This window comes from Pseudomonas shirazensis, assembly GCF_050496565.1.
Classification (GTDB): domain Bacteria; phylum Pseudomonadota; class Gammaproteobacteria; order Pseudomonadales; family Pseudomonadaceae; genus Aquipseudomonas; species Aquipseudomonas shirazensis_A.
Genome location: NZ_JBNWAE010000015.1, coordinates 54,639 through 66,696, shown reverse-complemented (window position 1 = coordinate 66,696; position 12,058 = coordinate 54,639). Strand labels below are relative to the sequence as shown.

The following is a 12,058-nucleotide window of genomic DNA, read 5'->3' as shown; positions in this document are numbered from 1 at the left end:
AATGGCTCAGGTTATTTGAAAAATACTTGCTGACTAGCCCACGCGGCGCTCGACCGTGACCCAATAGCGGGTGAAACGGCGCACGCTGACCGGCAGTGCCACTTCAAGCATCTGCAGAATCCGCTCGCTGTGATCCAGCGGATAAGAGCCGGAGATACGCAGGTCGGCGACCTGCGCGCTGCAGCTCAAGCGGCCGTGGCGGTAGCGGTCGAGCTCGTCGAGAAAGTCCGCCAGGCGCATTTGCGAAGCCACCAGCATGCCGTCGACCCAGGCACCGCGATCTGCCTGCAACGGCGCAATACCCTGCCAGCCGGCGCTGGCGAAATTGGCCTGCTGGCCGGCCAGCAATGACTGCCCGCCGAGACTGGCGCGGCCGCTATACACCGCCAGTTGGCTGAAGCCGCTGAACTGACGCAGATTGAAGCGCCCGGCATCGAGGCGCAGCACGCCCTGCGCGCTACTCAGCAGCATCGGCCGGCTATCGTTGACGACCTCAACTTGCAGCTCGCCATCGACCAGCCGCAACAGCCGCTGCTGGCTGTCGAAGCGCACATCGGCGGCGCTGCCGGTGTTCAGTTGCAGCTGGCTGCCGTCCTCCAGGCCCAGCCGCCGGCGCTGACCGACCGGGCTGCGGTAGTCGGCCAGCAGCCCCGGCACTGGGCGATGTTGCTGCACGGCGAGCCCGCTGGCACTGGCCACTCCAAGCAGCAGCAAGGCCTTGAGCGCACGCCGCCGGGCAGGCGATGGCGGCGCCTGCAAGGTCGCATGCACGATGGGCGAAGCGACCCCACGCAAGCGCTGGTTGACCTGTTGGATATGCGCCCAGGCGCGCTGGTGCTCGCCGTCAGCCTCCAGCCAGCGCTGCAGCGCATGCTGCTGGCGCGCGTCGAAATCATCGCCCTGGGATTCGATCAGCCAGTGCACCGCCTGCTCGGCGACCTCGGCGCCAAAGCTGCTGTTCACAGGGCGAAGTAGCAGCGCAGGGCTGCCTTGCTCAGATAACGCTTCACCGTGGCCAGCGAGATACCCAGTTCACGAGCGATTTCGCTTTGCCCGAGGCCATCGACCTGGGCCAACAGGAATACCCGCTTGACCAGCGGCGGCAAGCCATCGAGCAAGCGGTCCAGCTCGAGCAGAGTCTCGAAGATGATCGCCTTCTGTTCTTCGCACGGGGCGAACTGCTCGGGCACCTGCGCCAGGGCTTCGTGGTAGGCCCGCTCCAGCTCCTGACGGCGGAAGTGGTTGCACAGCACCCGCTTGGCCACGGTGGCGAGAAACGCCCGTGGCTCGATCAATTGCGGCGCCTCGCGGGCCTGGAGCAGGCGCAGGTAGGTGTCCTGGGCCAGATCAGCCGCGCTGTGCGGGCAGCCCAAACGACGCCGCAACCAGCCGGTGAGCCAGCTGTGATGCTCGTGATAGAGGCCTTGGACGGTTGCAGAAAGGGCGCTGGACACCGTAACGACTCCGGCGCTGATCGGCGCGAGTGCTAGTAAGAATGGTTCGCATTGTAATTTCCCTGCAGCGTGTCGGCAATCCTCAAAAAAACCATGCAAGCCGCAGCCGAGCTTTGCTTATGAGAATTGAAATCATTATTATTGATGGCTTCAATTAGTGGACCTTGTCATGAAGCCCAAAGCTGGCGGGATTCTCCTGAGCTATCGACTGGCTGTGGCCTCGCGCTGCCTGGCGGCATTGCTTGGCGGCTACCTGCTGGCGTCGATGGCCAGCGTCTGCATCACCTTGCTGGTGCCAATGACCCCGGTCGACGCGACCTTGACCGGGATGATGCTGTCGTTCGTGTTTTACGTGCTGGCTTTCATCTGGTGCTTCGCCTGCCGCACGGCCGCTCGCGCCTGGCTTGGTGTACTGCTGCCAAGCCTTGCGCTGGCGCTGATCAATGGGCTGGCTTACTGGATGAAGAACCCATGAAAGAAGGCTTTCGCCAGGCCATGGCCTGGCTGCACACCTGGACTGGGCTGCTGTTCGGCTGGCTGCTGTTCGCGATTTTCCTGACCGGCACGCTGTCGTACTTCAAGGACGAGATCACTCACTGGAGCCAGCCCGAGGTACAGCGCCATCAGCTCGATCCAGCTGCCAGCCTCGGCCTCGCCCAGCGGTATCTGCAGAGCAACGCCGCCACTGCCGGCAGCTGGTTCATCCGCCTGCCCAGCGACCGCGAGCCTGCCCTCAGCGTCAGCTGGCGCGACCCCAACGCCACCGGCCGGCGCGGTTTCATCAGCCACGAGCTGGACGCACGCAGCGGTGAACGAGTCGAGGTGCGCGACAGCCGCGGCGGCGACTTCTTCTACCGCTTCCACTTCCAGCTGCAGATGCCGCACCCTTGGGGCCGCTGGCTGGCGACCTTCTGCGCGCTGATCATGCTGTTGGGGCTGATCACCGGGATCATCACCCACAAAAAGATCTTCAAGGAATTCTTCACTTTCCGACCAGGCAAGGGCCAGCGCTCGTGGCTCGACGGCCACAACGCAATTGGCGTGCTGGTGCTGCCGTTTCACCTGATGATCAGCTACAGCAGCCTGCTGTTGTTCATGTACATGGTCATGCCGGCGAGCATCATGGCGGCCTACAAGGGCGAGTCCGACACCTACTTCAGCGAGCTGTTCGGCCGTGACGAAGCGCCCAAGGCCGCCGGCGTGGCAGCGCCGCTGACCGATCTGCCGGCACTGTATGCCAAGGTGCAGACCATCGTCCCCGGCGCCCGTATCGGCTACTTGCAGATAGCCAACCCCGGCGACAGCAACGCCCGGGTGACCGTGACCCAGGCCGCCGCCGATCACGTCGCCTATCAGCGCAGCGCCAGCTGGACCTTCGATGGCGTCAGCGGCGCGCAGCTCAGCCAGGGTGAGCCGGAAAGCGCGGCGATGATGACCTCGTTCACCATCGCCGGTCTGCACATGGGCAACTTTGCCGGGCCGTGGCTGCGCTGGTTGTACTTTGTGTTTGGCGTGGCCGGTACTGCAGTGATCGGCACCGGCCTGGTGATGTGGCTGGGCAAGCGCCAGCTCAAGCACGCCAAAAGTGGCCGGTTGCCGTTCGAACTGCGCCAGGTCGAAGTGCTCAATATCGCCAGCATGAGCGGGCTGTTGCTCGGTGTTGCAGGGTTCTTCTGGGCCAATCGGTTGCTGCCAATTGGCATGCCGGGGCGGGCCGATTGGGAGATCAACGTGTTCTTCCTGGCTTGGGCTTTGTCTCCGCTGCACGCGCTGCTGCGGCCGGGGCGCAAGGCCTGGGGCGAGCAATTGGCGCTGGGGGCGCTGGCGTTTGCCGGGCTGGCGCTGCTCAACGCGCTGGTCACCGGGCACGGCCTGGATAAGTCGATCGCCCGTGGCGACTGGGCCATGGCCGGCTTTGACCTTACTGCGCTGGGCACCGGGCTGTTCCTCGCCTGGGCCGCTGGTAAGATGCTGCGCACGCCCAAGGTGCAGGTCAAGCGCGCTCCGCGTGCTGCCAAGGCCGCCACGACCCCGGCCGAGGTGAACTGATGCTCAGCGTTGCCCTGATCACTTTTTCCGGGCTGGTGGCCCTGTGTCTCGCGATGGAAAAGCACTTCGGTGAGCTGCTCAAGCGCAAACCCAAGCCTGGACATTTACCTGCCCTGCGTTGGGCAGGCTGGGCGCTGCTGGTGCTGTCGCTGATCCTAGCCGTCAACATCCGCGGCCTGGCCTTCGGCCTGGTTGAATGGTTTGCACTGGTGATGGCCGGGCTGACCCTGTGGGTGTTCGGCCTGCCTTATCAGCCACGCCTGTTGTTTGGCCTGGCACTGGTCAGCGTGGTGCTCGGTCCGGTGCTCGCTGTGGTGGGTGTGTGAGCGCTTGAACGAGCCAACGCCCAGCAACCCGGCCGACGCCGACGCCGCCAGTGGCCGGGCGCGCTTCGTCCAGGTGTTTCTCGCCCAGCGCGGGCGTATGGAAGCGCTGGTCAGCCGCCGGGTGGGCTGCCGGGCGACGGCGGCGGATCTGGTGCAGGAGTTGTTCCTGCGCTTCTGGCGCCGGCCCGAGGTCAAGGTCGAAGCACTGGATACCTACCTGCTGCGCTGCGCCGGCAACCTGGCGATCGACCATCTGCGCAGTGAGGGCAGCCGTGGCCGAGTAGTCGAAGGCTTGCCGGTTGCCGATGACAGCCCGGCGCCAGAGCAGGCGCTGGCCGCTGAACATGACCTGCAGCGGATCGAGGCCGCGCTGTGCGGCCTGCCCGAGCGCAGCCGGCAGATATTTCTGCTCAGCCGCGTCCACGGCTGCACCTACGGCGAAATCGCCAAGGCCATGCAGTTGTCCCAGAGCGCTGTGGAAAAGCATATGATGCGCGCCCTCGAAGCGTGCAAGGCAAGCGTTGCCGCGCCGCGCAGGCCAGGAGGCGGCCGATGACCAGCCACACCGAGCCAAGCAGTCAGGCTCCCGAGCAGGCGGCGCTGCATTGGCTCAACCGCATCATTCACAATCCAGGCGAAGCCCAGGCTGCGCCGTTCAAACGCTGGCTGCTGGCCGACCCGGCCAATCGCCAGGCGTATGCGCGCGCAGAGCATGCCTGGCAACTGAGCCAACTGCCAGCGGCGAAACTGGCCGAACAACAGCAGGCCAGTCTGCAGCCATACCTGGACGCTATCCGCCAGGCGCGCCAGCCCAAGCGCTGGGGCCGTCGTGGCGGTGCTTTGGCTGTCGCCGCCTGTCTGCTGCTGGCGCTGGGCAGCGTCGCCGGCTGGCAGCCGCAGCATTGGTTGCAGGATGCCCAGGCCGACTACCGCAGTGGCGCTGAGTTGCAGCAAATCACCCTGGTCGATGGCTCGCTGATGACCCTGGATGCGGGCAGCGCGGTGGCGGTCGATTTCGACCACGGCGAGCGGCGGATTCAGCTGTTGCGCGGCGCGGCGTTCTTTCAGGTGACCCACACCGGTCAGCCCTTTCTGGTCGACGCCGCTGGCGGTGAAGTGCGCGTGCTCGGCACCCAGTTCGAAGTACGCGAGCAAGGCGAGGGCGCCCAGGTCACGGTGCGCAGCGGGCGCGTGGCGGTAATGCCGACGGTAGGCCAGGCGGCCCGCGAGCTGACGGCCAACCAGCAACTGGCTTATGCCGCAGGCCACGCAGGAGAAATCGCATCAGTCGACAGTGACAGCCGCCTGGCCTGGCGTCAGGGCTGGTTGAGTTATCAACAGGTGCCGCTGGCCGAAGTGCTTGAAGACCTGCGTCGCTATTACCCAGGGCGCATCGTGCTGCTCGACGACACGCTGGGCCAGCGCTTGGTCAGTGCCAGCATCCCGGCCAATCAGCCGCTGCTGGCGCTGGATTCACTGGGCAAGGTGGTGGGTTTCTCGCGGCAGACGCTGCTCGGCCGGCTGACGTTGATCAGATAATCACGCGTGGTTGAAAAATAATTGCGAATTGTTGTGAGGTAACCGGCGACGCCATCCGTGTAGTGAGTGAAAAGCGATTCATTCGCATGCGATCACCCTCTCTCAGGTCAGCGTCCATGAAGTTTTCCTCGCGTTGCGTTCCCCTCTGGCTGGGTCTTGCCACCTTGTCCAGCGCCGTCGTTGCCCCGCTTGCCAGTGCTGCGGCGCAAGCACAGCTGTACAGCTTCGCCCAGCCCAGCCAGCCGTTGCCGGCGGCACTCAACGCCTTCAGCCGCACCACCGGCCAGAGCCTGGTCTACACCGTCGAACTGCCCAACCTGCAGGCCCCGGCCTTGAACGGTTCGCTCAGCGCCGAACAGGCCTTGCAGCAACTGCTGGGCAATGCCGGCCTGAGCTGGCGGCGCGTCGACGCACGCACCCTCACGCTGGAGCCAGTGGACACCTCCGGCGCGGTGAATTTGCAGGCGATCAACGTCAATTCGCAAGGCGACCTGTATAGCTATCAACCGCCCGCCAACGCTTCGATCATGCGCGGCCAGGGCGCGGTGCAGGACATCCCGCACACCATCAATGTGGTCCCGGCCCAGGTCATCCGCGACCAGGCGCCGCGCAACCTGGACGATGCCCTGGCCAACGTCAGCGGCATCACCCAGGGCAACAATTTCGGCGGCACTTCGGACACGGTGATGAAACGCGGCTTTGGTGATAACCGCGACGGCTCGATCATGCGCGACGGCATGCCGCTGGTGCAGGGCCGCAGCCTCAATGCCAGCACCGAGCGGGTCGAAGTGCTCAAGGGCCCGGCCTCGCTGCTGTATGGCATTCAGGATCCGGGCGGGGTGATCAACGTGGTCAGCAAGCGCCCGCAACTGGAGCAGTACAACGCCTTGAACCTGCGCGGCTCGACCTACGGCAGTGGCAAGAACGGCAGCGGCGGCGGTTTCGACAGTACCGGCGCGCTGGGCGACACGCCGCTGGCCTACCGACTGATCGTCGACCACGAAGATGAAGACTACTGGCGCAACTACGGCGTGCACCGCGAGTCGATGGTAGCGCCGTCGCTGGCCTGGTTGGGCGATGATACGCAAGTGGTGCTGGCCTACGAGCACCGCGAGTTTCTCTATCCGTTCGACCGCGGTACTGCCTTCGGCAGCAATGGCCACCCTTTGAATATCCCGGCAACCCGGCGTCTCGATGAGCCGTTCAACGACATGCAGGGGCGCAGCGACCTGTACCGGCTCGAGCTGGACCATCAGCTCAGCGACGACTGGAAGGTCCATGCCGGCTACAGCTTCAACCGCGAAACCTACGATGCCAGCCAGGTCCGCGTCACCGGCGTCAACGAGGCGCGTGGCACCTTGACCCGTAGTATCGACGGCACCCACGGCGCGATGAGCCGCGACCAGTTCGCCACCGTCAGCCTGAACGGCAACCTCGAATTGGCCGGGATGCGCAATGACCTGCTGCTCGGTCTGGATCATGAGGACCGCAAAGTATTTCGCGGTGATCTGATTCGCCAGACCAGCCGCTCGACCTTCAGCTATCAGAACCCGGTTTACGGCCAGGAGGTGGAAGGCAGCAACGTGCGCGCCGGCGACAGTGACCAGACCGACAAGCTGCGCACCGACTCGCTGTTCGTGCAGGACGCGCTGCACCTCGATGAGCATTGGATTCTGGTGGCCGGCGCGCGCTTCCAGCAGTACGACCAGTACGCCGGCCGCGGCCGCCCGTTCCAGGTCAACACCGACAGCAACGGCCAGACCTGGGTGCCGAATGCCGGCGTGGTGTACAAGGTCGATGAGCAGCTGTCGTTGTATGCCAGCTACAGCGAGTCGTTCAAGCCCAACTCGACCATCGCACCGATCAGTGTTGGCGGTGGCCAGACCCTGACGCTGGATGGCAGCATCGCTCCGGAGGAGGGCAAGTCGTGGGAGCTGGGGGCCAAGCTGGACATGCCCGGGCAGCTCACCGGCAACATCGCCCTGTTCGACATCACCAAGCGCAATGTGCTGGTCGCCGACGGCGACAGTAATCCCGGCACGATCATCTACAGCAATGCCGGTGAGGTCCGCTCGCGCGGTCTGGAGCTGGACCTCAGCGGCCAGCTTAGCGAGCGCTGGAGCCTGATCGGCAGCTATGCCTTCACCGATGCCGAAGTGACCAAGGATCCGGAACTCAAGGGTAAGCGCTTGCAGAACGTGGCGCGCAACAGTGGCTCGCTGTCGGCGGTGTATGACTACGGCAGCCTGTTCGGTGGCGACCGCCTGCGTCTGGGCGCTGGCGCCCGCTATGTCGGCGAGCGTGCCGGCAACGCGACCAATGACTTCGACCTGCCGGCCTACACTGTGGCCGATGCGTTTGCCAGCTACGAGACCCGGCTCGACGAGCACAAGGTGCGCCTGCAACTGAACGTGAAGAACCTGTTCGACAAGGTCTATTACAGCTCGGCAGTGAACCGCTACTTCGTTGCTGTTGGCGATGCGCGCCAGGTCAGCCTGTCGACCACCCTGGAGTTCTAACCGCGCCAGGCTGCCCGGTATTCGCCAGGCGTCGCCGCAAAGGCCTGGCGGAAGCGGTTGCTGAAGTGGCTGGCGCTGGCAAAACCGCAGTGCAAGGCAATCTGCAGCAACGGTTGCTGGCCGTGACGCAACATCTGGCAGGCGCGCTGTAGGCGGAGGGCCAGCAGGTACTGATGCGGCGGCAGGCCGAAGCTTGCACGAAACATCCGCGCAAAGTGGTATTCGGAGAGGTTGCAGCGCAGCGCCAGCTCACCGAGGCTGAGCGGCTGGTCGAGGTGCGCTTCGATGTACTCGGCCAGTTGCCGGCGCACACTTGGCGCCAGGCCGCCCTTGAGGCGCAAGCCCTGGCGCAGCCCGGCCTGGCTGAGCACCGCATGGTCGACGATGGCATGCGCCAGGCTGCTCGCCAGCAAGCGCTCGCCGGGTTCGTCCCAGGCCATGCCGATCAGTTGGCGAAAGCGCTGCGCCTGCTCGCGGTCATCGACGAAGGTCGCTTCGTGCAGCTGCATTTCCCGCGGCTCTCGGTCGAGCAGGCGGATGCAGCCGAGGGCGAACTGTTCTTCGCTGATGTACAGGTGCGCCAGGCGGATCGAGCCATTGACCACCCAGTTCGACTCGGAGCCTGCCGGCATGATGCAGAGTTTGCCGGGCGCCCCTTTGTCTGCCGGGCGCTGGCGGCGAAAGGTGCCAGTGCCGTCGGCGATGTAGCACGACAAGGTGTGATGGCTCGGCGCCTGATAGTCGCGAGCATCGTCGCGGTTGCTCCACAGCGCCGCCGACAGGCCGTCAGCCAGCTGCACGCTGTGCTCCAGACGCGCGTTGGGCGACGCATGCATGGCGGTGAACACTTGCAGTTGGCTGAATGGGGTCATGGCGTATTCCTCTGGCTGCCATCCTACTGCGCCGCCGCACGGATGGCAGCCGCTGGCGACGCAAAAGCGCAAGTTTGTGCAAGCGCGGCTTCAGGCTGGGCTGGACACTGGCTGCATCGTCACGCTTTTGCCAGAGAGTCCCGCCATGAACCTGTCGCTGTACCTGCTGACCGTCCTCATCTGGGGCACCACCTGGCTCGCCCTGAAACTGCAGCTGGGCGTGGTCGCCATCCCGGTGTCGATCGTTTACCGCTTTGCCTTGGCGGCGTTGATCCTGTTCGCCATCCTCCTGCTCACACGGCGCCTGCAAGCGATGGATCGGCGCGGTCACTTGATCTGCCTGGCGCAGGGGCTGTGCCTGTTCTGCATCAACTTCATGTGTTTCCTGACGGCCAGCCAATGGATCGCCAGCGGTCTGATCGCCGTGGTGTTCTCAACGGCAACGTTGTGGAATGCCCTGAATGCGCGGGTGTTCTTCGGTCAGCGCATCGCCGCCAATGTGCTGGCTGGCGGTGCACTTGGCCTGGTTGGCCTGGGGCTGTTGTTTGCGCCGGAGCTGAGCAGCCATGGTGCCAGCCGCGAGACCCTCTACGGGTTGGCCCTGGCATTGCTCGGTACGCTGTGTTTCTCGGCGGGCAACATGCTCTCGAGCATGCAGCAGAAGGCCGGGCTGAGGCCGATGACCACCAATGCCTGGGGCATGCTTTACGGGGCGACGATGCTGGCCGGTTACTGCGTGGTGAGCGGCATCCCGTTCGACATGGAGTGGAGCAGCCGGTATATCGGCTCGCTGCTGTACCTGGTGATCCCGGGTTCGGTTATCGGCTTTACCGCGTACTTGACCCTTGTCGGGCGCATGGGGCCGGAGCGGGCCGCGTATTGCACCGTGCTGTTTCCGTTGGTGGCGCTGAACGTGTCGGCGTTTGCCGAGGGCTACCAGTGGACCACGCCGGCGTTGTTGGGGCTGGTGGCGGTTATGGCGGGTAATGTTTTGGTGTTTCGCAAGCCCAAGGTCAAGCAGAGCGGTGTTGCTGCGGTGGCGCCTTGACCTTTAGATTGCTGGGGCCGCTTTGCGGCCCTTTCGCGACACAAGGCCGCTCCTACAGGGGGCCGCGCATGACAGCCTAGCGCGGTCCCCTGTAGGAGCGGCCTTGTGTCGCGATTGGGCTGCAAAGCAGCCCCTTACGGTAAATGATCAGCCCTTCCAAACCTGCGGATTGACCAGATTCCGCGGCCGTTCACCAAGCAGCGCCGAGCGCAGGTTATCCAGCGCACGGTTGGCCATCGCCTCGCGAGTCTCGGCGGTGGCCGAGCCGATGTGTGGCAAGGTCAGCGCGTTGGGCAGCTGGAACAACGGCGACTCAGCCAGCGGCTCATGCTCGTAGACGTCCAGGCCCGCGCCACGAATGGTCCCGGCCTGCAGCGCCTCGATCAGCGCCGCCTCATCCACCACCGGCCCGCGGGCGATGTTGATGAGGAACGCGCTGGGCTTCATCAGTTGCAGTTCGCGGGCGGCGATCAGCTTGCGCGTGGCCTCCGACAACGGCACCACTACGCAGACGAAGTCGGCTTCGGCCAGCAATTGATCGAGGCTGCGGTACTGCGCACCGAGCTCCTGTTCCAGCGCCTGCTTGCGACTGTTGCCGGCATACACGATCGGCATGTTGAAACCGAAGCGGCCACGGCGGGCAATCGCTGCGCCAATGTTACCCATGCCGATGATGCCGAGAGTCTTGCCGTGTACGTCGCTGCCGAAACGCTCCGGGCCGACCGTGGCCTTCCAGTTGCCGGCCTTGGTCCAGGCATCCAGTTCGGCGGTGCGCCGGGCGCAACCCATGATCAGCGAGAAGCCGAGGTCGGCGGTGCTTTCGGTGAGCACGTCGGGGGTGTTGGTCAGGGCGATGCCGCGTTCGTTGAAGTAGTCGACGTCGTAGTTGTCGTAGCCGACCGACACGCTCGACACCACTTCAAGCTTGGCCGCGCCTTCCAGTTGCGCGCGGCCAAGCTTGCGCCCGGCGCCGATCAGGCCGTGGGCCTCTGGCAGCGCTTCATTGAACTGGGCGCTGATGTCACCCAATTTGGGGTTGGGCACGATCACGTTGAAGTCGTGCTGCAGGCGCTCGGCCATGGCCGGGGTAATGCGGCTGAAGGCCAGGACGGTCTTTTTCATCGGCAACTCTCTGCAAGGCGCTACGGGTATGCCGGCCTCGACGGCGTAGGCCGAGGCTGGCGCCAGAACAATGCATAGCAACCTACCATTGGTCCCGGCCCCAATGCAGCAGCTTTTTCAGTGGGCGACCAGTAGCTCGTGGGTTTTCAGGTCGGCTTCATGGGCGGCGAGGATCTCTGGCAACGAATTGCGCAGGTACTCGACCCAGGTCTTGATCTTGGCATCCAGGTATTGCCGGGAAGGGTAGATCGCGTACAGGTTCAGCTCCTGCAGGCGGTAGTCCGGCATCACCCGTAACAGGCTGCCATCGCGCAGGCCATCGATGGCCGAGTAGATCGGCAGCACGCCCACGCCCATCCCCGAGCGGATCGCGGTCTTCATCGCGTCGGCCGAGTTGACCTGAAACGGCGAACTGTTGATGTTGACCAGCTCCTGGCCCTCAGGCCCGTCGAACAGCCATTTTTCCAGCGGAATGACCGGGCTGACCATGCGCAGGCAGGCGTGCCTGAGCAGGTCGGCCGGCTTGTGCGCCATGCCGTGGCGGGCGACGTATTCCGGCGAGGCGCAGACGATGCTGTAGGTGATGCCCAGCCGCTGCGAGACGAAGCCGGAGTCGGGCAGCTCGCTGGCGAGCACGATCGAAACGTCGTAACCCTCGTCGAGCAGGTCCGGCACGCGGTTGGCCATAGTCAGGTCAAAGGTCACATCCGGGTGGGTTTCGCGATAGCGGGCGATGGCATCGACCACGAAGTGCTGGCCGACGCCGGTCATCGAGTGCACCTTCAACTGCCCGCCGGGCCGCGCATGTGCGTCGCTGGCTTCGGCTTCGGCTTCCTCGACGTAGGTGAGGATCTGCTCGCAGCGCATCAGGTAGCGCTTGCCCGCTTCGGTCAGGGCAATGCGCCGGGTGGTGCGGTTGAGCAGGCGGGTTTGCAGATGGGCTTCCAGATTGGAGACCGCTCGCGACACGTTGGCGGTGGTGGTATCCAGTTGCACAGCGGCGGCCGTGAAGCTGCCGAGCTGGGCTACACAGCTGAACGCACGCATGTTTTGCAGGGTGTCCATGGGTCACTCTCAAAATAGAGGCCGAAATTGTGACATGAAGTTACTAATTCGTTGCTTCGACCAA

12 protein-coding genes are annotated in these 12,058 nt (G+C 64.6%); 7 read left to right on the top strand and 5 right to left on the bottom strand.

All coding sequences use genetic code 11. From position 1 onward, the window contains the following. Positions 1 to 33 precede the first annotated feature (33 nt). Together ACQZ2L_RS20080 and ACQZ2L_RS20075 are read right to left on the bottom strand one after the other, a co-directional pair. Complete coding sequence (locus ACQZ2L_RS20080; RefSeq protein WP_430327538.1) at positions 34 to 963, bottom strand: FecR domain-containing protein; 930 nt, start codon at positions 961 to 963, stop codon at positions 34 to 36. Further along, a complete protein-coding gene (locus ACQZ2L_RS20075; protein ID WP_430327537.1) occupies positions 960 to 1,454 on the bottom strand; it encodes a sigma-70 family RNA polymerase sigma factor in 495 nt (164 codons plus the stop codon). The genes ACQZ2L_RS20080 and ACQZ2L_RS20075 overlap by 4 nt, the downstream gene beginning before the upstream one ends. Before the next feature lie 169 nt (positions 1,455 to 1,623). Here ACQZ2L_RS20075 and ACQZ2L_RS20070 point away from each other — a divergent pair, with 169 nt between their 5' ends. The 6 genes from ACQZ2L_RS20070 to ACQZ2L_RS20045 all read left to right on the top strand — a co-directional run bounded on the left by ACQZ2L_RS20070 (position 1,624) and on the right by ACQZ2L_RS20045 (position 7,887). Next, a complete protein-coding gene (locus ACQZ2L_RS20070) occupies positions 1,624 to 1,929 on the top strand; it encodes a DUF3649 domain-containing protein (RefSeq protein WP_430327536.1) in 306 nt (101 codons plus the stop codon). Then, on the top strand, positions 1,926 to 3,503 hold the full coding sequence (locus ACQZ2L_RS20065) for a PepSY-associated TM helix domain-containing protein (RefSeq protein ID WP_430327535.1): 1,578 nt from the start codon (positions 1,926 to 1,928) through the stop codon (positions 3,501 to 3,503). Before ACQZ2L_RS20070 ends, ACQZ2L_RS20065 begins: the two co-directional genes overlap by 4 nt. Next, on the top strand, positions 3,503 to 3,829 hold the full coding sequence (locus ACQZ2L_RS20060) for a DUF3325 domain-containing protein (protein WP_430327534.1): 327 nt from the start codon (positions 3,503 to 3,505) through the stop codon (positions 3,827 to 3,829). The genes ACQZ2L_RS20065 and ACQZ2L_RS20060 overlap by 1 nt, the downstream gene beginning before the upstream one ends. A 4-nt stretch (positions 3,830 to 3,833) precedes the next feature. After that, on the top strand, positions 3,834 to 4,385 hold the full coding sequence (locus ACQZ2L_RS20055) for an RNA polymerase sigma factor (RefSeq protein ID WP_430327533.1): 552 nt from the start codon (positions 3,834 to 3,836) through the stop codon (positions 4,383 to 4,385). Next, positions 4,382 to 5,368 (top strand): FecR family protein, encoded by a 987-nt coding sequence (locus ACQZ2L_RS20050; protein WP_430327532.1) that lies wholly within the window; start codon positions 4,382 to 4,384, stop codon positions 5,366 to 5,368. Before ACQZ2L_RS20055 ends, ACQZ2L_RS20050 begins: the two co-directional genes overlap by 4 nt. Before the next feature lie 116 nt (positions 5,369 to 5,484). Further along, the gene (locus tag ACQZ2L_RS20045; RefSeq protein ID WP_430327531.1) at positions 5,485 to 7,887 is read left to right on the top strand and encodes a TonB-dependent siderophore receptor; all 2,403 of its coding nucleotides are present in this window, start codon (positions 5,485 to 5,487) and stop codon (positions 7,885 to 7,887) included. Here ACQZ2L_RS20045 and ACQZ2L_RS20040 read toward each other — a convergent pair. Then, the gene (locus ACQZ2L_RS20040; RefSeq protein ID WP_430327530.1) at positions 7,884 to 8,759 is read right to left on the bottom strand and encodes a helix-turn-helix domain-containing protein; all 876 of its coding nucleotides are present in this window, start codon (positions 8,757 to 8,759) and stop codon (positions 7,884 to 7,886) included. The two genes, ACQZ2L_RS20045 and ACQZ2L_RS20040, sit on opposite strands and share 4 nt — an antisense overlap. A gap of 145 nt (positions 8,760 to 8,904) precedes the next feature. Here ACQZ2L_RS20040 and ACQZ2L_RS20035 point away from each other — a divergent pair, with 145 nt between their 5' ends. After that, complete coding sequence (locus ACQZ2L_RS20035; RefSeq protein ID WP_430327529.1) at positions 8,905 to 9,807, top strand: DMT family transporter; 903 nt, start codon at positions 8,905 to 8,907, stop codon at positions 9,805 to 9,807. 147 nt (positions 9,808 to 9,954) lie between these two features. Here the strand turns inward: ACQZ2L_RS20035 and ACQZ2L_RS20030 are convergent, their stop codons facing one another. Further along, positions 9,955 to 10,929 carry a 2-hydroxyacid dehydrogenase gene (locus ACQZ2L_RS20030; protein ID WP_430327528.1) on the bottom strand — a complete coding sequence of 325 codons (975 nt, stop codon included), beginning with the start codon at positions 10,927 to 10,929 and terminating at the stop codon, positions 9,955 to 9,957. Positions 10,930 to 11,046: 117 nt separating this feature from the next. Next, positions 11,047 to 11,994 carry a LysR family transcriptional regulator gene (locus ACQZ2L_RS20025; RefSeq protein ID WP_430327527.1) on the bottom strand — a complete coding sequence of 316 codons (948 nt, stop codon included), beginning with the start codon at positions 11,992 to 11,994 and terminating at the stop codon, positions 11,047 to 11,049. Between the last annotated feature and the right edge of the window lie 64 nt (positions 11,995 to 12,058).

Bases quoted from the DNA above. Each gene is read 5' to 3' on its own strand.
- ACQZ2L_RS20025 (WP_430327527.1), bottom strand. From the start codon at position 11,994: ATGGACACCCTGCAAAACATGCGTGCGTTCAGCTGTGTAGCCCAGCTC.
- ACQZ2L_RS20060 (WP_430327534.1), top strand. From the start codon at position 3,503: ATGCTCAGCGTTGCCCTGATCACTTTTTCCGGGCTGGTGGCCCTGTGT.
- ACQZ2L_RS20030 (WP_430327528.1), bottom strand. From the start codon at position 10,929: ATGAAAAAGACCGTCCTGGCCTTCAGCCGCATTACCCCGGCCATGGCC.
- ACQZ2L_RS20050 (WP_430327532.1), top strand. From the start codon at position 4,382: ATGACCAGCCACACCGAGCCAAGCAGTCAGGCTCCCGAGCAGGCGGCG.
- ACQZ2L_RS20070 (WP_430327536.1), top strand. From the start codon at position 1,624: ATGAAGCCCAAAGCTGGCGGGATTCTCCTGAGCTATCGACTGGCTGTG.
- ACQZ2L_RS20035 (WP_430327529.1), top strand. From the start codon at position 8,905: ATGAACCTGTCGCTGTACCTGCTGACCGTCCTCATCTGGGGCACCACC.
- ACQZ2L_RS20045 (WP_430327531.1), top strand. From the start codon at position 5,485: ATGAAGTTTTCCTCGCGTTGCGTTCCCCTCTGGCTGGGTCTTGCCACC.
- ACQZ2L_RS20065 (WP_430327535.1), top strand. From the start codon at position 1,926: ATGAAAGAAGGCTTTCGCCAGGCCATGGCCTGGCTGCACACCTGGACT.
- ACQZ2L_RS20040 (WP_430327530.1), bottom strand. From the start codon at position 8,759: ATGACCCCATTCAGCCAACTGCAAGTGTTCACCGCCATGCATGCGTCG.